Annotated in this window: 20 protein-coding genes and 1 rRNA gene; 9 read left to right on the plus strand and 12 right to left on the minus strand. The window is 39.9% G+C overall.

What is annotated here, in order from left to right; genetic code table 11:
• Positions 1-79, plus strand: a 5S ribosomal RNA gene (gene rrf / locus KSK37_RS00005); the annotation flags it as partial.
• Between the two features lie 241 nt (positions 80-320).
• On the opposite strand, the gene hutH is transcribed toward rrf, so the two are convergent.
• Entirely contained in the window at positions 321-1,808 is a 1,488-nt protein-coding gene (gene hutH / locus KSK37_RS00010; protein WP_217198675.1) for a histidine ammonia-lyase, read from the minus strand.
• A 162-nt stretch (positions 1,809-1,970) separates the two neighbouring features.
• Between hutH and uvrC the strand changes: the two genes are divergently transcribed.
• Positions 1,971-3,767 (plus strand): excinuclease ABC subunit UvrC, encoded by a 1,797-nt coding sequence (gene uvrC, locus KSK37_RS00015; protein ID WP_217198677.1) that lies wholly within the window; start codon positions 1,971-1,973, stop codon positions 3,765-3,767.
• Positions 3,768-3,772: 5 nt separating this feature from the next.
• Here uvrC and KSK37_RS00020 read toward each other — a convergent pair whose 3' ends face one another.
• The 3 genes from KSK37_RS00020 to KSK37_RS00030 are packed head-to-tail and all read right to left on the minus strand — an operon-like array spanning position 3,773 to position 6,528.
• A complete protein-coding gene (locus tag KSK37_RS00020) occupies positions 3,773-4,528 on the minus strand; it encodes a hypothetical protein (protein WP_217198679.1) in 756 nt (251 codons plus the stop codon).
• Between the two features lie 24 nt (positions 4,529-4,552).
• Positions 4,553-5,635 carry a putative type IX sorting system protein PorV2 gene (locus tag KSK37_RS00025; protein WP_217198681.1) on the minus strand — a complete coding sequence of 361 codons (1,083 nt, stop codon included), beginning with the start codon at positions 5,633-5,635 and terminating at the stop codon, positions 4,553-4,555.
• A complete protein-coding gene (locus tag KSK37_RS00030) occupies positions 5,635-6,528 on the minus strand; it encodes a DMT family transporter (RefSeq protein ID WP_217198682.1) in 894 nt (297 codons plus the stop codon). The genes KSK37_RS00025 and KSK37_RS00030 overlap by 1 nt, the downstream gene beginning before the upstream one ends.
• Before the next feature lie 349 nt (positions 6,529-6,877).
• Here KSK37_RS00030 and KSK37_RS00035 point away from each other — a divergent pair, with 349 nt between their 5' ends.
• Both KSK37_RS00035 and KSK37_RS00040 read left to right on the plus strand, forming a co-directional pair.
• Entirely contained in the window at positions 6,878-8,506 is a 1,629-nt protein-coding gene (locus KSK37_RS00035) for an acyl-CoA carboxylase subunit beta (RefSeq protein ID WP_217198683.1), read from the plus strand.
• 21 nt (positions 8,507-8,527) lie between these two features.
• A complete protein-coding gene (locus tag KSK37_RS00040) occupies positions 8,528-9,124 on the plus strand; it encodes a hypothetical protein (protein WP_217198684.1) in 597 nt (198 codons plus the stop codon).
• A 65-nt stretch (positions 9,125-9,189) separates the two neighbouring features.
• On the opposite strand, the gene ygiD is transcribed toward KSK37_RS00040, so the two are convergent.
• Entirely contained in the window at positions 9,190-10,017 is an 828-nt protein-coding gene (gene ygiD / locus KSK37_RS00045) for a 4,5-DOPA-extradiol-dioxygenase (protein ID WP_217198685.1), read from the minus strand.
• Between the two features lie 79 nt (positions 10,018-10,096).
• Complete coding sequence (locus KSK37_RS00050; protein WP_217198687.1) at positions 10,097-10,606, minus strand: YceI family protein; 510 nt, start codon at positions 10,604-10,606, stop codon at positions 10,097-10,099.
• A 214-nt stretch (positions 10,607-10,820) separates the two neighbouring features.
• On the opposite strand from KSK37_RS00050, the gene KSK37_RS00055 reads away from it, so the two are divergent.
• The 4 genes from KSK37_RS00055 (at position 10,821) to KSK37_RS00070 (ending at position 15,219) form a co-directional block, all read left to right on the plus strand.
• On the plus strand, positions 10,821-11,516 hold the full coding sequence (locus tag KSK37_RS00055) for a phosphatase PAP2 family protein (RefSeq protein ID WP_217198689.1): 696 nt from the start codon (positions 10,821-10,823) through the stop codon (positions 11,514-11,516).
• A gap of 1 nt (position 11,517) precedes the next feature.
• Complete coding sequence (locus KSK37_RS00060; protein WP_217198691.1) at positions 11,518-12,483, plus strand: phosphatase PAP2 family protein; 966 nt, start codon at positions 11,518-11,520, stop codon at positions 12,481-12,483.
• A gap of 62 nt (positions 12,484-12,545) precedes the next feature.
• On the plus strand, positions 12,546-14,687 hold the full coding sequence (locus KSK37_RS00065) for a S9 family peptidase (protein WP_217198692.1): 2,142 nt from the start codon (positions 12,546-12,548) through the stop codon (positions 14,685-14,687).
• Between the two features lie 76 nt (positions 14,688-14,763).
• Entirely contained in the window at positions 14,764-15,219 is a 456-nt protein-coding gene (locus KSK37_RS00070) for a DUF1801 domain-containing protein (RefSeq protein WP_217198693.1), read from the plus strand.
• 15 nt (positions 15,220-15,234) lie between these two features.
• Here the strand turns inward: KSK37_RS00070 and KSK37_RS00075 are convergent, their stop codons facing one another.
• Entirely contained in the window at positions 15,235-15,783 is a 549-nt protein-coding gene (locus KSK37_RS00075; protein WP_088358523.1) for an L-threonylcarbamoyladenylate synthase, read from the minus strand.
• A 110-nt stretch (positions 15,784-15,893) separates the two neighbouring features.
• On the opposite strand from KSK37_RS00075, the gene KSK37_RS00080 reads away from it, so the two are divergent.
• Positions 15,894-16,142 (plus strand): VF530 family protein, encoded by a 249-nt coding sequence (locus tag KSK37_RS00080; RefSeq protein ID WP_088358522.1) that lies wholly within the window; start codon positions 15,894-15,896, stop codon positions 16,140-16,142.
• 17 nt (positions 16,143-16,159) lie between these two features.
• Here KSK37_RS00080 and KSK37_RS00085 read toward each other — a convergent pair whose 3' ends face one another.
• The 5 genes from KSK37_RS00085 to gldB form a co-directional block, all read right to left on the minus strand.
• Positions 16,160-16,537: a YchJ family protein gene (locus tag KSK37_RS00085; RefSeq protein WP_217198694.1), complete on the minus strand. Its 378-nt coding sequence runs from the start codon at positions 16,535-16,537 to the stop codon at positions 16,160-16,162.
• Between the two features lie 32 nt (positions 16,538-16,569).
• Entirely contained in the window at positions 16,570-17,079 is a 510-nt protein-coding gene (locus KSK37_RS00090) for a DinB family protein (RefSeq protein WP_217198695.1), read from the minus strand.
• A gap of 53 nt (positions 17,080-17,132) precedes the next feature.
• Positions 17,133-18,272 carry a cystathionine gamma-synthase gene (locus KSK37_RS00095; protein ID WP_217198696.1) on the minus strand — a complete coding sequence of 380 codons (1,140 nt, stop codon included), beginning with the start codon at positions 18,270-18,272 and terminating at the stop codon, positions 17,133-17,135.
• Between the two features lie 85 nt (positions 18,273-18,357).
• Entirely contained in the window at positions 18,358-18,684 is a 327-nt protein-coding gene (gene gldC / locus KSK37_RS00100) for a gliding motility protein GldC (protein ID WP_217198697.1), read from the minus strand.
• Positions 18,685-18,711: 27 nt separating this feature from the next.
• Entirely contained in the window at positions 18,712-19,692 is a 981-nt protein-coding gene (gldB, locus tag KSK37_RS00105; RefSeq protein ID WP_217198699.1) for a gliding motility lipoprotein GldB, read from the minus strand.
• Between the last annotated feature and the right edge of the window lie 10 nt (positions 19,693-19,702).

A 19,702-nucleotide genomic window follows, 5' to 3' on the forward strand; every position in this document is an offset into this window, starting at 1 on the left:
GTTCCCATTCCGAACACAGAAGTTAAGCCCTCTAGCGCCGATGGTACTGCGAAAGCGGGAGAGTAGGTCGCCGCCAGTTTTTTTTAATCCTCAATCATTTACTTGATTGAGGATTTTTTTTGGTATAAACTTGCCGAAAATCCCAAGATCAAACCACTCAAACCAAACCATAAAGTTGAAGAACGTTAAACGGCTAAATAGTGGAATACCAGGTCCACAGTATTCATGGTAATCCTCTTGATTAACTTAATTCAATGATATAATTTAAGCATAAAAAAGCCCGGCTGAAGCCGGGCTAATAAATATTTAAAAATGAATATTTAGTTTACTTCGAATTTTCTCGCTCTGATTAATTCTGCAATGGCCAAAATATCTTCGCCTATTAACCGGTCATCTTCTAATTTTGCCACTTTTGTCCGGATGAGATCGTAAGCACTTTCAACGTATTTCGAGCATTTTGCCGGTCTCCGGAATTCCAGCCCCTGCGCCCCAAACATGAGTTCAACTGCCAGGATATTTTCCAAATTCCCCAAAACTTGGTTGAATTTTCTTCCAGAAATACTTCCCATCGAAACGTGATCTTCCTGCCCCAAACTGGTAGGAATTGAGTCCGCTGAAGCCGGGAAGCATAAGGTCTTATTCTCCGTCACCAACGCTGCGGAAGTATACTGAGGAATCATGAAGCCTGAATTAAGGCCTGAGCTTTCCGTGAGAAGCCTTGGCAGACCGAACTTCCCTTCCAGCAGCAGATAACTTCTTCTGTCCGATATATTTCCCAGTTCTGCAGCTGCAAAAGTTGCATAATCCAGGGGTAAAGCCAACAGCTGTCCGTGGAAATTACCTCCGGAAATAGATTCTTCAGCACTTAAAACAATCGGATTGTCGGTTACGGAATTCAGTTCGGTTTCCGCTAAATTTTTCAAATGTTCGAAAGCATTTCTACTCGCTCCGTGAACCTGAGGAACACAACGCATCGAATAAGGGTCCTGAACACGGTCACAGAATTCGTGGGCGTGAAGGTTTTCAGAATTTTTGAGAAATTTAAGCATTCTTGCCGCTACTTTCTTACTTCCTGCAAACGGACGGATTTCATGAAGTTCCTTTCTGAAAGGACTTGCGGACCCACGGTAGGCTTCCAGACTCATTGCCGCCGTTAAATCGGCCAAATCTAAAATATATTCGAACTTATTCAAACCTAAAATGGCATGCGCTAAAATAAACTGGGTTCCGTTTATCAGGCCAAGACCTTCCTTAGGTCCAAGAATTAACGGATCCAAATTGTGTTTTGCCAAAATTTCTGCAGTATTTGCAGGCTCGCCATTATCCCACACCTTTCCCAGACCTAAAAGCGGCAGAACAAGATGTGCCAATGGTGCCAGATCTCCGGACGCTCCTACAGATCCCTGTTCAGGAACAACCGGAATAATGTCCTTTTTAAGCATCAGAATCATCCTTTCTATAACCTCCAGTGAGACTCCCGAAAAACCTTTCGAAAGTGCATGAATCTTAGCGATCATCATCATCTTCGACAATTCTTTTGCAATTGGTTTTCCTACACCCACCGCGTGAGAAATAATGAGATTGTGCTGAAGCAGCGTAGTTTCCTCTTCTGAAATTTTCACATCGCAAAGCGGTCCGAAACCTGTATTGATGCCATAAACAGTGCGGTCTGATTCTACAATTTGCTGAACGTTTTTCTGGGATCTTAGAATTTTTTCTTTTGATTCTTTATTGAGTTTTGCTTTGTCGGGATTTGCTGAAATCTCCATCGCATCGGAAATGGTAAAGTGGTCTACGCCGTAAATCATCGGTAAATTTTTCTTTAAAAATACAGCTTTTTGCGGGATTGCGGAAATCTGCGTCCCGGCTTGAACGAAGCTCTTTTTGTAAGGAAGGATGACGCACAAAAAAGGGGGAGTGGAAGACGGAAAAAGACGCCCGAATAAAAATCAATTCACTATTTTTGTTTGATGAACGCTGACCTCGAACTTCAACTGAAAACTTTACCTTCCGAACCGGGAGTATACCGGTATTACGACAAAAATGAACAGCTTTTGTACGTCGGAAAGGCCAAACATTTGAAAAAAAGGGTACTTTCTTACTTTAATAAAAATCTTTCAGGCTACCGTACAAGAATTATGGTCGCGAAAATTCACAGGCTGGAAACAACCATTGTCAACAGTGAATACGACGCGCTTTTACTTGAAAATAATCTGATTAAAGAACATCAGCCGTTTTATAACGTGATGTTGAAAGATGACAAATCCTATCCGTGGATCTGTATTAAAAATGAAGATTTCCCAAGAATATTTCTGACGAGGACGATGATTAAAGACGGATCGGAATATTACGGACCGTACGCAAAGGTGCGTCCCGCAAAGGTTCTGCTTGATACCATTAAGCATATTTATAAAATCCGGACCTGCACGCTGAATCTTGCACCGTCGAAAATAGCGGAAGGTAAGTATAAGGTTTGCCTTGAATATCACATTAAAAATTGTGAAGGTCCGTGTGAAATGCTGGAAACGAAGGAAGAATATGATCAGAAAATTGATGCGATCCGTGGCATTATCAAAGGAGATTTCCGGAAAGCGAAAGAATATCTGGTGAATCAGATGATGAAGTATGCGGAAAACCTGGAGTTTGAAAATGCGCATATCGTCAAGGAAAGGATTGATCTGCTTGAAAATTACCAGCACAAACACACGGTGGTAAATCCGAATATTGATGACGTGGATGTTTTCGGGATGACCAGTGATGAAACAGCTGCTTATGTGAATTATTTCAAAATTCAGAACGGTAATATTATCCAAAGTTTTACCACAGAGATCAAGAAAATCCTGGAAGAAAGTGATGAAGATATCCTGGAAGAAGCGATGATTGAAATCCGTCAGAAGTTTGATTCCAACTCGAAGGAAATACTCATTCCATTTCACCTGACGCTGGAGATTCCGAATGTGAAACTCATCGTTCCGAAAGTGGGGGACAAAAAAAGAATTGTGGAGCTTTCAGAGAAAAATGCAAAGGAATACCGCATTGAAAAATTAAAACAGGTACAGATTCTGGATCCGGAAAGACATACGAACCGGATTATGGCAGAAATGCAGAAACTGCTCAGAATGCCGACCGAGCCGCGTCATATTGAAGGTTTCGACAACTCGAATATTCAGGGAACGAACCCTGTTTCAGCGTGTGTGGTGTTTAAAGACGGCAAACCGAGCAAGGCAGATTACCGTATTTTTCACCCGAAAACGGTGGTGGGACCTGATGATTTCAAAACGATGGAGGAAGTGATTCACCGCCGCTATAAAAGGCTTTTAGATGAAAACGAACCGTTGCCGCAACTGATATTGATTGACGGCGGAAAAGGGCAGCTTTCTTCTGCAGTTAAAAGCCTTAAACTTCTCGGGCTTTATGGTAAAATAACGATTATCGGAATCGCAAAACGCCTGGAGGAAATTTATTTTCCTGAGGATCCGATCCCTTTGTACTTGGACAAAAAATCGGAGACTCTGAAAATTCTTCAGCGGGTGCGTGATGAGTCACACCGTTTTGGGGTAAAACATCACCGGACGAGAAGGAAAAATTCAACCATTAAATCTGAGCTGGAAGAAATCCCCGGTATTGGTGAAAAAGCAGTAGAACTCCTTCTGAAAAGACTCAAATCTGTGAAAAGAGTGAAAGAATCTTCGCGGGAGACGCTGGAAGAAATTCTGGGTAAAAGCCGTGGCGGTTTGGTTTGGGAGTATTTTAACTCAAACCTCTAGATGAATTATTTCCCTTCAAAAATTTCCTTTCTGAAACTTCCGTCTGCATTTGGAATTTCCACAACAATTTTTCCGTTTTCCAAGTAGCCCAGTGTCTGCGTTCCATCCTGGAGCTGAACCCGGTAAACCTCTTTTTTAGTGGATGCTTTAAAAATAGCGTAAGGCGTAGAATTGTTCGGGTTTGCAAGGATAAACTGGCTGTCTGAAATGAAAATTCTGTTTAACATTAAGTTTCCGTTGCTGAAAATCTCTGCTTTGTTTTCCGTTTCGCTATTGGCCTTTTGAACAGTTGTTGCTTTAATTGAAACAGATTCTGCCGATTGTGTTTTTACGGCGATATTCTGTTTCACAGGACTGGAAGCAGCAATCAATTTGGCAGCCATTTCCAGTGCCTCATGCATACCGGGTTCGAATTCTTTAATGGCTGATTTTCCTTCTAACGCAGCTACTGTTTTATTGTTACAATCAGTGAAATCGATGGTAACTTTATTCTTGAACATGCTGCTGGTATCGCGAAGACCTGCCGTAAGAACGTCACAGGGATTTAGCCTTGCCTCCTCCGGCCACTGGGTTTTATCTCCGGCAACAACCGTGAATTTTTTCTGTTTTAATTTCTCCCTCAGTAAGGTATTCAGTCCGTATCTGTTTGCTTTAACATCTGAAAATTCGCCCGGAACATAGATGTACCGATAATATGAAATACTCTGTCCGTAAAAAGAGGCGAACAGAAAAAGTACCGAGAGCTGCAGAAATTTTTTCATGATTTAATTTTAATTAAAGTTAGTTTAATTCCTAAAATCTCCCATATCAAGTTTCAAAGAAAAGAAATTGGAAAAGAAATTGGAACCGCCGATTCCGGAATTGGTAATGGCATAATCAAGCGTCAAACCTTGGTATTTAATTCCGATTCCGCCGCTCGGCTGAAAGGAAACTTTGCGTTTTAAATTCTCGATATCGGTTACCGTCTGAAATCTGTTTACTCCCAATCTTACAAAAATCATATCCTGAAATTTCAGTTCAGCACCGGCGTAGGGCGTAATGCTCGCAAAATAGGTCGAAATTAAAGCTGCAGTTTTGGCAAAATCAATATTTAAACCGGCTTCAGGAAGAAGCTCCAGATCACGGTTAATTTCGAAATTTTTGCTTAGACCCAGATTCAGTTTCGGCATCGTGATCTCCATTCTGTCTTTCGGGGCGGGATTAAATTCTTCGCCGTTCACCACCGCTGACAGTTCCTTTTGATTCACGGTCCAGAAGTTCACCGTAGTGGTGGCATCGCGCAGCATTGCTCCGTAATTCCAGCCTGTATCATTATTGTAAAGGACTCCCAAATCAAATCCGAATCCATAACCGCTTGCGAATTTTCCCACATTACGGTACACCATTTTTGCATTCACCCCTACAGAAAGTTTTTGATTTCCGCCCGGATGGAATGCGTAAGACAGCAAAGCCGCGTAATCTGACTGGGAAAAACTGGTGATTTTATCATAATCGATGTTGCCTTCAGCATCGATCATTTGGGTGGTATTCAGAATATTGTCGACTCCGAGACGGACTACCGAGATCCCAAAAACGCCGCCTTTATTATCGAGCGGTTTAGCAAATGCAATATAATCGTATTTAGCAATAGATTCGAAATATTCGGCGTGCATCGCTGCACCTTGCCAGTCTCTGTCGATGCCGATTAAACCTGCCGGATTCCACATCGGAGCATACACGTCATTCTGGTTGGCGATTACAGCGCCTCCCATTGCGAGACCTCTTGCTCCTGCTCCAATATTTAAGAATTCATTGGAATATTTTCTGATGATTTGGGCATCAGAAAAAATCACCGAAAAAATAAGGAGGACAGGGAATATTTTTTTCATCAAATTTCAACTTTTTTTTGGTCTGTGTTTTTTCTGGCTTTAATGATTCCATTGGCCACAATGGCGAGAATCATTAATAATGAAGCTCCGTAAAACACAGGGCTCATCTGCTCAGATTCTCCAAAGATAAAAAAAGCAAGGATAATCCCATAAACCGGCTCCAAATTAATGGTTAAAATTAAGGTGAACGGGGAAATATATTTCATCAGTTTTATCGATTCCAACATTGGGAATGCGGTAAAAACACTTGCTAATAATAAGATTAACGCTAAATCGCGGTAACTTATTTCATTAAGATGTGAAATTTGGCCCGTCAGCAAATAAAAAACACTTAAAATAAGGAAGCCTGAGAAAATTTCGTAGAAAATTATATTTCCAGAACTGGTTTTGCCGTAAATCTTTCCGTTGAAAACTGAAAAAATGGTTCCGAAAAGCGCCGTAAGAATTCCAAAAAAGATTCCTTCTTTGTAATGGAATTCAGTTTTGAAGATCATTCCCATGCAGATTACGATGACAATTCCCATGATCACTTCCGAAATATCAATTTTCCTTTTAAAAATGATAGGTTCCAGAATTGATGCAAATAAAGTGGAAAGAGAAAGGCAGCTCAGCGCAATCGAAACATTGGAAACTTTGATCGAGTAGAAAAAAAACAGCCAGTGAAAGGCCATAAAACCGCCAATTACCGAAAGCTGTATTAAAAGTTTTTTTGAAATTTTTAAACTCTCCCGTTTAAAAAATCGGATAAAAATAAATAGAAAAAATGCCGCAAAAAGCATCCTGTAAAAAACCAGCACCTGTGCATTGGCATGAATGAGTTTCCCTAAAATGGCAGTAAAACCCCACAAAAAAACGATAAGATGTAACCTGAAAAGTGAGGAATTTTTGAACACAGTTTTTAAATTTTTAGTTCTTGCAAATCTACAAATCCCTTTTGAAAATGCGGAGCTAATATTGCAAATGATTTCAAACAAAAAACCCCAAAAATCTTTCAACTTTTGGGGTCTTCAAATAATAAACTATTAAAAAAATAAACTAGGAACCGAATTTAAAAAATTCAAGAAACTATTTTAGGATTCTGTTTTCTTAACGTAAAAACCGAAAAAATATTTTGGCAACCCGATATTTAAGCTGTTAAAATATTATAATTAATTTTCTGTCATTCAAATAATTACCGCAAAGCTTCATCAGCAGAGGAGTTACAATTAAAAATCTTATCTTTAGGAAAATTTTTTTAAACACATGGATTTAGAATTTAATAAAAGAGAAGATCAAAATAAATTAAAACTGGCAGAAATTAACCGCTTATTTGCCGAAGTAAAAAAAGGAGGCGGCGAAAAAAGGCTGCAGAAACAGCGCGATGAAGGTAAATTAACTGCCCGCGAAAGAATAGAATATCTTCTGGACAAAAACAGAGATTCCATTGAAATCGGTGGTTTTGCCGGATATGAAATGTATGAGGAACATGGCGGCTGCCCAAGTGGCGGAGTGATTGTGATGATGGGTTATGTTTCCGGAAAACAGTGTCTGGTCGTTGCAAACGATGCCTCAGTAAAAGCAGGAGCGTGGTTTCCGATCACCGCGAAGAAAAACCTGAGAGCTCAGGAAATTTCCATTGAAAATAAATTACCCATCATTTATCTTGTAGATTCAGCGGGTGTTTATCTGCCGATGCAGGATGAAATTTTCCCGGATAAAGAACACTTCGGCAGAATTTTCCGGAACAATGCCAAAATGAGTTCGATGGGAATTGTACAGATTTCTGCTGTAATGGGAAGTTGCGTTGCAGGTGGCGCTTATCTCCCGATTATGAGCGATGAAGCGATGATTGTAGATAAAACTGGATCTATATTTCTAGCAGGAAGTTATCTGGTGAAAGCAGCGATCGGGGAAAATATTGATAATGAAACTTTGGGCGGCGCAACTACGCACTGCGAGATTTCCGGAGTGACGGATTACAAAGCGAAGGACGATAAGGATGCTTTAGACCGGATTAAAAAAATCATGAAGTCGATCGGAAGTTATGACAAAGCAGGTTTTGACCGTATTGAAAGTTTTCCGCCTAAAGAAAGCATCGGAAATATTTTCGGACATATGCCGGCGTCCAGAGCGGATCAGTATGATACTTTTAACATCATTAAATGTCTGGTCGATAATTCGGAATACGAAGAATACAAACCCGATTACGGGAAAACCATCATTTGTGCGACTGCAAGAATTGACGGATGGAGTGTGGGAATTGTTGCCAACCAGAGAAAACTCGTAAAAAGCGGAAAGGGCGAAATGCAGTTTGGCGGAGTTATTTATTCCGACTCTGCGGATAAGGCGACCCGTTTTATCGCAAACTGTAACCAAAGAAAAATTCCTTTGATTTTCCTTCAGGATGTAACAGGATTTATGGTTGGTTCCAAATCGGAACACGGCGGAATCATTAAAGACGGTGCGAAAATGGTGAATGCCGTTGCCAATTCTGTGGTTCCAAAATTTACCGTGATTACAGGGAATTCTTATGGCGCCGGAAATTATGCGATGTGCGGAAAAGCCTACGATCCGAGATTAATTGTAGCATGGCCGTGGAGCGAGCTCGCTGTGATGGGCGGAAGTCAGGCTGCAAAAGTTTTGGCGCAGATTCAGGAATCGACTTTAAAAAAACAGGGAAAAGAAATTACCGACGAAGAACATCAGGAGATCCTCGACACGATTTCTAAAAGATATCAGAAACAGACCGAACCTACTTACGCTGCAGCAAGACTATGGACGGACGCCATTATAAATCCGACCGAAACAAGAACATGGATTTCCATGGGGATTGAAGCGGCAGATCATGCCCCGATTACCGAAAAATTTAATCTGGGAGTGATACAGGTATAAAAATTCAAAAAAACACAAATCATGAAAAAAAATCTCTTCTTACTCTTATTAATGAGTTTCAGCATGGCCTTCGGACAGTGCTACATCAGTGGAAACGCCATCATTAAAGTTTCTGAAGAAGGAACTTATAATGTAGAAAATAACTCGGCGCAGTGTGCCGACTGTTATCTTTGGGAAAATTCGGGACGGAGTATTGAATTTGTGGGAGAAATAAAACGCAGTTCGGTGAAAGTCAAAGCAAGTTCGTTAGGACGAAGTATTTTGACGGCGTCGATGCAGACGGCTAAAGGTTTGGTTCAGTGTAACAAAATTATTGATGTCATCGCCGACCATTCAATTAAAAATCCCGACTGTGATATCGATTTCTTCAGTTACGTGGATGAGAAATCATCGGAAGGAACGGTAGTTTTTTCACACCGCAACACAGAAAACAGCTATAAGTTCGAATGGACCGCAGCTTATGAAAATGGCGACGTTAAAACTTCAGTGGAAAAGGTTCCGAAATTCAGTTATTCCAAAGAAAACGGAATACAGACGGTAACAGCAAAAATTACTTCGGGGAAATGTACCAGGGTTTTTACGAAAACTTATGATCCTTATTTCTGGAAATATTTTTAAAAACATAAAAAAAGATTCAGTGTAAGCTGAATCTTTTTTATTTATTCTGAGCTTTAATATCAGCCTTAACCTATTCTTACGCTCGTCATGCTGAGACTTCCGGCGATCAGTTCGTCATTGAAAAGTGAAAGGTTTTCACTTTTTTCCTTTAAACCTAAAGAGTAGATGAGGGGCAGATAATGATCCGGTGTCGGCACTGCGGCCTGCATGAATGTTCCCTGCTTCTGGTAATCTATTACATTCTGGAAATTACCGTCCAGAAGCCAGTTGTTGGTTTTTTCGCGCGCTTCATGTGCCCAGTCGTAGCCGTAACCGATGGTATTGATGTTTCTGAAATCTACCATCCGCAAATTATGTACAATGTTTCCGCTGCCGATAATCAGAATTCCTTTTTCTCTTAATTTCTGCAGGTTTTTCGCCAGCTCAAAATGATATTGAGGCGGCTTCGTATAATCAATGCTCAGCTGAATGACAGGGATTTCCGCATTCGGATATAAATGTTTGATCACGCTCCACGCACCGTGATCCAGTCCCCAGTTGTGGTCTTCTTCCACCACAGTTGGCAGTAAAAGTTCTGCTGTTTCTTTGGCAAGTTCGGGACTTCCTTTTGCAGGATACTGCACATCAAAAAGCTCTTTGGGAAAACCGTAAAAATCATGGATGGTTTTCGGCATATCCATGGCGGTCACAAAAGTTCCGTCCGTAAACCAGTGTGCCGAAATACAGAGAATGGCGTTAGGTTTCGGAATTTCCTTAGAGATATTTCGAAAACCCTGCACAAACTGATTTTCCTCGATGGCATTCATCGGCGAACCGTGACCGAGAAAAAGAACCGGCATTTTTTCAGTATTCTGAAAGTGGCTGGAAATGTTGGTTAGATCGTTTAAATTCATTTTGATTAAGCTTTAAAAAAATCAAAGTTCACCTCAGGTGATTCCGGGCGAACTTTGAAAAAATAAACTATGAAATTATTTATGCTTTTACAAACTGCAGTTCACCTGCAATTTTCACCTCGTCAGAAACCATTACGCCGCCTGCTTCCAGCGCAGCGTTCCAGTTCAGTCCAAAATCTTTTCTGTTGATTTTTCCTTCAAAAGAGAAACCTGCTTTTGTATTTCCCCAAGGATCTACGTTGATTCCTCCGAAATCTACATCCAGTTTTACAGGTTTTGTAACTCCGTTTAAAGTTAAGTTTCCTGTAATTTCGTCATTTAAAGAATCTGTTTCGAAAGTAATCTGCGGATGAGCAGCAGCGTTGAAAAATTCTTCACTTTTAAGGTGAGTATCTCTGTCGGTATTGTTTGTATACACTGAATCCGTCTGAATTGTAGCTTTTACCTTTGCGTTTTTAAATGTATCGTCATCAGATTCAAGTTCAGCATTGAATGTTCTGAACTCGCCTTTTACGTTGGAAATCATCATGTGTCTTACTTTAAAAGTAATTTCACTGTGAGTTGGGTCTAAATTCCATTTTGTTGACATAATATTTTATTTTATTGGTTACTATTTAAATTTCTTACTGCAAAGATACTTCGGACCGAAAGCACCGGCATTGATGTAGGATAATAAATCAACAGCGGTGAATTATTTTATATGTAAATTTATTTATTAAAAAATGATTTTAATATAATTTTAATAGTATTTAACGTATGGTTGAATTCATTTTCTTAGTTTTGTTTTAAACAATTAATAGCTGATGAAGAAGTATTTTTCCTTTTTAATGATCTTTATTTTCTTTTTTTTAAGTACTGCCCAGCAGCAGGATACTGTTAAAACTGAAAACAGAAGGTTTACGTTTAAATATCAGAAAATGTATATCCCGGCAGGGCTTATGGCAGCAAGTATTATACTCGACGGTAACAAACCCAATTCTTTTAAAAATAGTATTGCAAAAGAGCGGAATAAGCACCTTTTGGGTTTTACCAATCATATCGATGATTATGCACAGTTTGCCCCTTTCATTGGTTTATACAGTTTCGAATGGTTGGGAATGAAGCCTAGAACAGACTGGCAGAACCGGACGGCTATTTTAATAAAAGGCCAGATCATAAATCTTGGAATGGTATATATCTTAAAAAAAGCAGTGAATGACACGAGACCTGATGGCACTGCATATTCGTTTCCTTCAGGTCATACAGCGAATGCTTTTGCCGGGGCCACCATTCTTGCGATCGAGTATGGTGACGAGCACAAGTGGGTACCTTATGCCTCCTATGGAGTCGCAACAGGTGTTGGAATCATGAGAATGGCCAATAATAAACATTATATTTCGGATGTGCTTTTCGGTGCAGGTCTGGGAATCCTTTCAATGAAGCTCGCCTACTGGACCCATCAGTACAAGTGGAATAAAACGCCTGTGACAGCTGATCCTTTTGTTGGAACGATTTATTGAGATGAAAAACTTTTTACCATTTATTGGATTCGTGTTTCCGGTATTTCTTTTCTCTCAAAATTGGGATTCGTTACAGATAAAAACTCAGGAATTTCAAATCTCTCCTCAGACCTCATTAAAGTATGAGCAGCCAAGAATTGCTGATATTTACCGTAAAATCCCCAAAAACATTGCCGGTATGGCTACTGATGCGGTATCGGAGAAGTATTATCTTTATTCTCTGGCTTCTCTGGGGCTTACGGCAGCATTGATTCCTGCAGATCCGGTACTTTTAAAGCACGGCAGAAGAATGGGCGAAAACGTGGGTTTCAGCGAAGATCATACTTACCATAATTTGGGCCCCTTAAAAATAGTTCCGGGTGATGGAGGGTCATTCCTGTATTTTATGGGCAACGGAACTACTTTTATTCTCATCGGAACCGGTTTGGCCACTTATGGGTTAATCACAAATGATTATCGGGCAATAAGTACATCAGTGCAACTGATGCAAAGTATTCTGATGTCGGGTATTGTTGCACAGTCATTAAAAAGAATTACGGGCAGAGAAAGTCCATTCATCACCACAAGTAACGGAAGAGAAAACAGCTTATGGCAATTTTTTCCTTCTTTCTCGGCCTACCAGAAAAACACTTCTGCTTATGATGCGATGCCTTCCGGACATTTAACCACGGGAGTTGCCGCGTGGGTGATTCTTGCAGAGAATTATCCTGAAAAAAAATGGATTAAGCCAGTTGGAATTACGCTGATGGGATTAATGAGTTTTGAAATGGTGCAGAGCGGTGTGCACTGGGCTTCTGACTATCCGGTTGCTATCCTGCTCGGTTATCTTATCGGGAAAAATATTGCAAAAAATGCGATGACTAAAACAAATAGTGCCGGTGCATTGCGTGAAAAAAAGTACAGTTTCAGTTTAGCCTCCTCCTACGTGTATGGTAACCGTGTTGCAGGAATAACGGTTGGTTTCTAGCATTAACATTTCTTTAACGTCTCGATTTTATTTCTTATTTTTAGCCTTTAAATATTTAAGAAATGAAATTTTCGAAATTTACGTTACTGTTCCTTGTTACAGGTAGTTTTTTATTTTCACAGAACCAAAAATTCACCATTGCCGAGGCAGTGAACGGGCTGAGGAGTAATCTAGCCGTGAAAAACGTATCACAGTTTACGTGGAGTAATGATAACAAAGCTTTTTATCAGGGCACTACAAACGGTTATTTAATTACAGAAGTTCCGAGTCTGAAACAGGATACTCTGATTTCGCTCTATCAGCTGAATAAAAATCTGTCCGGAGATAATAGACTTAAAACCTTCCCAAGAATAACTTTCCTCAATAAAGATAAAGGATATTTTACGCAGAAGTCAAAGTATTTCTGGGTAGAAAAATCAGGGAAGGACTGGAAAGTAAAAGACTGGACTTCACTGGATGAAAATGCTGAAAACACGCAGATTTTTAAGAATAACCAGGGATTTGTCTACACTGTAAAAAATAATCTGTTTATCAATAGAAACGGAAAAGTTACCGCAATTACCAATGACAGCGATGAGAATATCGTCAACGGACAGGCGGTTCACCGAAGCGAGTTCGGTATCGACGGCGGTATTTTTATTGCTCCCGACGAGTCCAAAGTTGCGTTCTACAGAATGGATCAGACGATGGTTACCGATTATCCCATTATCGACTGGAGTGTAACTCCGGCGGTGAACAAAAACATCAAATACCCAATGGCAGGTGATCAGTCACATCACGTAACGCTTGGAATTTATGATGTAAAAAATGACAGAAAAACCTTCCTGAATATTGAAGGCGATCCGGAACAGTATCTTACTGCAATTACCTGGAGCCCCGATGCGAAAACAATTTTTGTAGGCGTTCTAAACCGCGATCAGAATCATATGATGATGAATCAGTATGACGCTGCAACAGGAAATCTGATAAAAACTATTTTTGAGGAAAAATCTGATATTTATGTAGAACCTCAACATCCGCTGACCTTCTTCCCGAATTCGAATACCGATTTTATCTGGCAGAGTCAGAGGACCGGCTATAACCATCTTTTTCATTACAGTTTAGAAAAAGGTTTGGTAGCACAGCTTACAAAAGGCGACTGGTTAGTGACAGATCTACTCGGATTTAATGAAAAAAAGAAGGAGATTTATTATACTTCGACTCAGGAAAGTCCGTTAGAGAGACATCTTTATAAAATCAACTGGAGCAATTTTCAGACTCAAAGATTAGACGAGGGAGCGGGAATGCATACCGGAATTCTGAGCAAAGACGGAACTCATCTTTATGATTCTTACAGCAACGCTGCGTCGCCAAGAATTGTAAATGTAATCAATACCAATACAGGAAAATCAAAGAATATTCTTACCGCTGAAAATACTTTAAAAAATTATCAGCGTCCGGAAATAAAGAATGTTACTTTAAAAGCTGACGACGGTACGCCGCTTTACGGAAAGATCATTCTTCCGACCGATTTCGATGCGAACAAAAAATATCCGACGATCGTTTACCTCTACAATGGCCCGCATCTGCAGTTGGTGACCAATACTTTTCCGGCTTCCGGAAATCTTTGGTATGAATTTATGGCGCAGAAAGGTTACATTATTTTCACCATGGACGGGCGAGGTTCATCCAACCGGGGACTAAAATTTGAGCAGGCTGTTTTCAGACATTTGGGAGAGGTCGAAATGAAAGACCAGCTGAAAGGGGTAGAATATCTGAAATCATTGCCTTATGTGGATGCAGGTAAACTGGGAATTCACGGCTGGAGTTTCGGTGGGTTTATGACGACAAGTTTTATGCTGAAATATCCGGATGTTTTCAAAGCCGGAGTTGCAGGCGGACCGGTAATCGACTGGAAAATGTATGAAATTATGTACACCGAAAGATATATGGATACGCCGCAAACCAATCCGGAAGGATATAAACAGGCGAATCTTCTGGATAAAGTGCAGAATCTGAAAGGGCATTTATTGATGATTCACGGGGCACAGGATAATGTCGTGGTATGGCAGCATTCCATGAAATTCCTGAAAGCGGCTGTTGATAACGGAGTGCAGCTTGATTATTTTGTGTATCCCGGTCACGAGCACAATGTTTTAGGAAAAGACAGGGTGCATCTGATGCAGAAAGTGACAGATTATTTTGATGAATATTTAAAGAAATAATAGTGAAAATCCGGAATTTTTCCGGATTTTTTATTTTCGGACACTGTGATTTTGTATTTTAGTAAAAAAATAACCGATGCAGATCAAAGCCGAATCCATTGAAGAATATCTTTCAAATGTTCCCGAAGATAGAAAAGTTTCTTTCAAAAAGTTATATGAAACCGTTTCCGAAAATCTTCCTCAAGGTTTTCAGGAACATCTGAGTTACGGAATGATTGGCTGGAGCGTTCCTCTGGAAGATTATCCTGCAGGTTATCACTGCACACCGAATACGCCGCTGCCGTTTGTGAATCTGGCTTCTCAGAAAAATTTCATCGCGCTGTATCACATGGGAATTTACGCCAATCCCGAACTTTTAAAATGGTTTAATGAAGAATATCCGAAACATTCCAAGAGAAAACTGGATATGGGAAAATCATGTATCCGTTTCAAAAAAACTGATGATATTCCTTATGAACTGATTGCCGAACTTATGAAAAAAATAACTCCGGAAAACTGGATCGCGGTTTACGAAAAACTGTATAAAAAGTAAATTTTAATTAAATTTCTACTCGCGGAGAACCTTTACGCGGCCATCATTCCACATTCTGATCACTGAAGACCCTGAATATTCTGAGACTTTATCATGATTTTCTTCCGCCACAGCATCTACAGAACCGATGATTTCCTGCGAAATATCTGCAAACTTCATCGGTGATTTGCTCCCGCTTAAATTGGCAGAAGTGGACACCAAAGGTTTGTTGAGTTTACCGATCAGTTTTTTAAGGTAATCGTCCTTCACCAAACGGATTCCGATACTTCCGTCTTCCGCAAGCAGTTCTTTGGGCAAACCTTTTGGGTTGTCATAAATCAATGTCACAGGTTTTTCCGACAGATCCATGATTTCCCAGGCCATCTCCGGCACTTCCACCAAATCCTGCAGACGTTTCACCGATTCCACAAGAATAATCATCGATTTTGACTTCTCGCGCTTTTTGATTTCAAATATTTTATGAATCGCTTCAACATTCGTCGCGTCACAGCCAATTCCCCAGATTGTATCGGTTGGGTAAAGAATGGTTCCGCCGGATTTCAAAGTATCGATGAGGTTTTGCATAATAAGATGGTTGTTCTTTTGAGAAGCAAATTTAAAAATAATTGAATGAAAATTTCGGTTTTAAGAGTTTATTCCGGATTAAATTTTATTAGTAATTTTACCGCTACATTATGGAAGAAAAATCTAAAGATCCTTTACACGGAAAACGCCTCGATGCGATACTTGAAGAACTGGTAGATTATTATCAGGGATTCGAAAAGCTCGGCGAGCAGATCAATATCAAATGTTTTACCGATAATCCGAGCATCAGCTCTTCGCTGAAATTCCTGAGAAAAACAGATTGGGCAAGGACGAAAGTTGAAAGTCTGTATCTGTATGTTTTAAGACAGAAAAAGAAAAGTGAAAAGCCGCAAAAGTAATTGCGGCTTTCTGTATTTTAACTTAAAAATTTTCCGGAAACATAATACCATTTTCCTTTAAGCATCCTGAAAAGCGAATGCTCGTGATGGAGCTGCGGTTTTCCGTGCTCGTCCGTGTAATATGCTTTAAATTCTACCTGATCTGAAGTAGGAGTGTCTATAATTTCCAGTTTGGTCCACGTATTAATTTCTCCCCATTCCTGCAGATCTTTCCGGCTGTGAAATTTTCTTTTCGAGGGGAAAGTGGTTTCCATCAAATAGTCTCCGTTTGGAATTGCAAATGCAGAAAACCTCGAGCGCATCAGTTCTTCAGCGGTCGGAGCATGTTTTTCTCCGGTATGATAAGGTTTACAGCAGTCGCCGTAGGATTTTCCGGAGCAGCAGGGGCAGTTCATTTTAGATCTTTTAATAATTAATGGAAAATTTATTAACGGTTTAATTCCGGTAAATACCTTTCCCGAATTATATTCAAATGATGAATGTTATGACCGACAATTAATTTCCCGATGGTCTCTACAGAAATTTCATTTCCGTTAGCCGTTCCGGATTCTTGAAAAACAGATTGATGTAATGTTTCAAAGAAAATCACTGAGGATTTTCTGACGGTTTCAAATTCTTCAATAAGGCTTTCCAGAGACCTTTCCGCCGAAAAATAATATTTCGCATATTCCTCTTCGTCCCAGCCGGCAAGTTCGGTTTTGTCTTTTCTTGCAAAACGCAGGGCGCGGTAAGCGAAAATTCTTTCTGCATCGATGAGGTGCTGCAAAAGTTCTTTAAGCGTCCATTTTCCTTCTGCGTAGGCAAAAGTGGATTTTTCGGACGTAAGATTTCTATAAATTTCCAAAGTATTGCTGCCGGAAATTTTCATCTGTTCGAGCCAGTTTTCAGAAGGAATCAAATCGAGATACCGCTGGATGTATTTTTGAAATTCAGTCATAAGTTTTAAATATAAAAAAACCTTCAAGGATTTTGAATCCCTGAAGGTTTGTGTTAACCGAAAGCTTTTTCCAGATCGGCAATCAGATCTTCTTTGTCTTCAATACCTACGCTTAATCTTACGAGATCGTCGGTAATGCCGAGTTCTGCACGTTTGTCCGCCGGAATGGAAGCGTGAGTCATCAAAGCCGGATGATTGGCCAAAGATTCAACACCTCCTAAAGATTCTGCCAGAGTGAAAACTTTTACCTTTTCCAAAAACTTTACCGCATCTTCTTTTTTACCTGATTTGAACGTGAATGAAACCATTCCGCCTGGTTCTTTCATCTGTTTATTTGCTAAATCATGTTGTGGATGTGATTCCAGTCCCGGATAGAACACTTTATCTACCGCCGGATGATTTTCCAGATATTTTGCCACTTCCAAACCGTTGTAAGAATGTCGCTGCATTCTCAAGGCCAGGGTTTTAATCCCTCTTAAAACAAGATAAGAATCGTGAGGTCCTAAAATGCCGCCGCTTGCAAACTGAATAAAGTGTAATTTTTCTCCAAGTTCAGCAGTTTTAGCAATCAAAGCACCTGCAATAACGTCGGAGTGTCCGCCTAAATATTTCGTTGCCGAATGCATCACAATATCCGCTCCCAAATCCAGAGGAAGCTGAATGTAAGGCGTTGCAAAGGTATTGTCAACCGCAACCAGAATGTCTTTACCTTTCACGAGATCGGTTACCGCTTTGATGTCCACAAGTTTCATCAGTGGGTTAGTTGGAGTTTCCAGCCAGATCAGTTTTGTTTTGTCGGTAATGACACCGGCAATTTTTGAAACATCATCAAAATTAACGAAGGTAAATTTCAACTGATATTTTTCAAATAAACGGGTGAACATTCTGTAAGTTCCGCCGTATAAATCGTCTACCGCAACTACTTCATCGCCTGGATTCAGTAATTTCAGCACACAGTCGATTGCCGCCAAACCGGAACCGAAAGCCAATCCTCTCGCTCCGTTTTCAATGCTTGCCAAACTGTCTTCCAAAGCCTGTCTTGTAGGATTCGCTGCGCGGGAATATTCGTAACCGGAATGGATTCCCGGGGATTTCTGTGCAAACGTTGAGGTCAAAAACACAGGTACATTTACTGAGCCTGTTGCCGATTCGTGGTGCTGTCCACCGTGAATTACTTTTGTATTGAAGTTCATAATCTGTATAATTTTAAAATATATCAATATACCAGTTTAGCAATAATTAAATTGTTTTATTCTGATACATTTTTACATTGATATGTTACATTTTTATTGCGGATTTCTGGGCAAATTCTTCTGCCATTTCTTCCATCCATTGTGCCACGTCTTCTTCGCCGGTAGCTCTTTGGTAAGTGTTGCTTAAAGATACTAAAATCTGGTGAAGAAACATTTTCATCTGATCTACAGGCATTTCTTTGGTCCAGAGGTCGATTCTCAAGGCTTCCATTTTTTTATCATCCCAAACGGAAATCATCGTTGCTTTGGTTTCTTCAGCTTCGATTCCGCCATCCTGTGCATTCCAGGTCATTTTTTCCGGAATATGATTTTCGTCTAATTCTACATCAATTGTTATTTGGGTTTTTCTCATTTCTATCTTATGAATTAATTAATTCTTTTAATTTTTCGGTTTGTAATTGCTTTGGTTGAAGATTTCCTGAGCATTCATTTTAAGGAAATCCTTGAGTTTTGTTTCAGGTTTTTCCTGATAGAATTTTCTGCAGATTTGCCATCCGGAGAAAATACCGACTCTTGGTGAAGACTCGTTGTCGATTTCTGTATAGAATTTCGAGAAAGGTCCGGGATTGATGAATCTTTCTTTCAATCTCATGTCATCACTGAAAACCAGATTGTTTTCCACGAAATAATTCCAGATGTTCGCTTCATTTTCTTTTGCCCAATCATATTGTTTCTGGGTATAATTCATTTTTAAATAATCAGGGAAATCGGGCAGAAAGGCATCCTGAAGGGTCATGATTTTTCCGTGATAGATCAGTTCATCAATAAACTTCTGATGATCTGTATTCGGCTGTACAAAAAACTCTGCAAAGACCTGAGAAACTTTAGGGACGATATTCTGTGGATTCATCGAGGTCTGAAAATACTGTTCCAAACCTTTGTAATTGGTATTGTTTTCTCCCATGAAACCGGTCACATCAATGAAAAGCATATTTTGCTGCGGCTGGTAAAAAACGGGTTCCATAATTCCCTGCAACGCTGATGAATAGAGGAAAACTTTAGGTGCTGAAAATTCAGGAAAATAATATTTGATATGGGAGAATAAACCTGTCAATTCGTTTCCCAGTTTTGCAACATCAATTTTCGAAATGGCTTCATTGTAAATCTTAGCTTCCTCTTTATCCGCTCTTCTTATGGAAAAATCTTCATCCGGAACGGTTCCCTGAAACCATGGATATTTCTGTTTGAAATCCTCAAGCGGAACGTTTGCGTCATAAAATTCCCTGGAAATATCTGTAACTTCTACTTTCCGGGCAGGATTTTTTACTTCAACCTTCCATTGGTTTTCAGTATCTTTTTTACAGGAAACTGCTCCGAAAACGAAAACAGCTGAAAACAATAAATATCTAAAAAACTTCATTATTTTTACA

The organism is Kaistella soli (assembly GCF_019038595.1).
GTDB classification, from domain to species: Bacteria; Bacteroidota; Bacteroidia; order Flavobacteriales; family Weeksellaceae; genus Kaistella; species Kaistella soli.

Excerpts from the sequence above, each read along its gene's own strand:
- KSK37_RS00085 (WP_217198694.1), bottom strand. The coding sequence starts at position 16,537 with ATGAACTGCCCCTGCTGCTCCGGAAAATCCTACGGCGACTGCTGTAAA.
- KSK37_RS00040 (WP_217198684.1), top strand. The coding sequence starts at position 8,528 with ATGAAAAAAAATCTCTTCTTACTCTTATTAATGAGTTTCAGCATGGCC.
- hutH (WP_217198675.1), bottom strand. The coding sequence starts at position 1,808 with ATGATTTACGGCGTAGACCACTTTACCATTTCCGATGCGATGGAGATT.
- gldC (WP_217198697.1), bottom strand. The coding sequence starts at position 18,684 with ATGAGAAAAACCCAAATAACAATTGATGTAGAATTAGACGAAAATCAT.
- uvrC (WP_217198677.1), top strand. The coding sequence starts at position 1,971 with ATGAACGCTGACCTCGAACTTCAACTGAAAACTTTACCTTCCGAACCG.
- KSK37_RS00050 (WP_217198687.1), bottom strand. The coding sequence starts at position 10,606 with ATGTCAACAAAATGGAATTTAGACCCAACTCACAGTGAAATTACTTTT.
- KSK37_RS00095 (WP_217198696.1), bottom strand. The coding sequence starts at position 18,272 with ATGAACTTCAATACAAAAGTAATTCACGGTGGACAGCACCACGAATCG.
- KSK37_RS00075 (WP_088358523.1), bottom strand. The coding sequence starts at position 15,783 with ATGCAAAACCTCATCGATACTTTGAAATCCGGCGGAACCATTCTTTAC.
- gldB (WP_217198699.1), bottom strand. The coding sequence starts at position 19,692 with ATGAAGTTTTTTAGATATTTATTGTTTTCAGCTGTTTTCGTTTTCGGA.
- KSK37_RS00035 (WP_217198683.1), top strand. The coding sequence starts at position 6,878 with ATGGATTTAGAATTTAATAAAAGAGAAGATCAAAATAAATTAAAACTG.
- KSK37_RS00060 (WP_217198691.1), top strand. The coding sequence starts at position 11,518 with ATGAAAAACTTTTTACCATTTATTGGATTCGTGTTTCCGGTATTTCTT.
- KSK37_RS00065 (WP_217198692.1), top strand. The coding sequence starts at position 12,546 with ATGAAATTTTCGAAATTTACGTTACTGTTCCTTGTTACAGGTAGTTTT.
- ygiD (WP_217198685.1), bottom strand. The coding sequence starts at position 10,017 with ATGAATTTAAACGATCTAACCAACATTTCCAGCCACTTTCAGAATACT.
- KSK37_RS00080 (WP_088358522.1), top strand. The coding sequence starts at position 15,894 with ATGGAAGAAAAATCTAAAGATCCTTTACACGGAAAACGCCTCGATGCG.
- KSK37_RS00055 (WP_217198689.1), top strand. The coding sequence starts at position 10,821 with ATGAAGAAGTATTTTTCCTTTTTAATGATCTTTATTTTCTTTTTTTTA.
- KSK37_RS00090 (WP_217198695.1), bottom strand. The coding sequence starts at position 17,079 with ATGACTGAATTTCAAAAATACATCCAGCGGTATCTCGATTTGATTCCT.
- KSK37_RS00025 (WP_217198681.1), bottom strand. The coding sequence starts at position 5,635 with ATGAAAAAAATATTCCCTGTCCTCCTTATTTTTTCGGTGATTTTTTCT.
- KSK37_RS00070 (WP_217198693.1), top strand. The coding sequence starts at position 14,764 with ATGCAGATCAAAGCCGAATCCATTGAAGAATATCTTTCAAATGTTCCC.
- KSK37_RS00020 (WP_217198679.1), bottom strand. The coding sequence starts at position 4,528 with ATGAAAAAATTTCTGCAGCTCTCGGTACTTTTTCTGTTCGCCTCTTTT.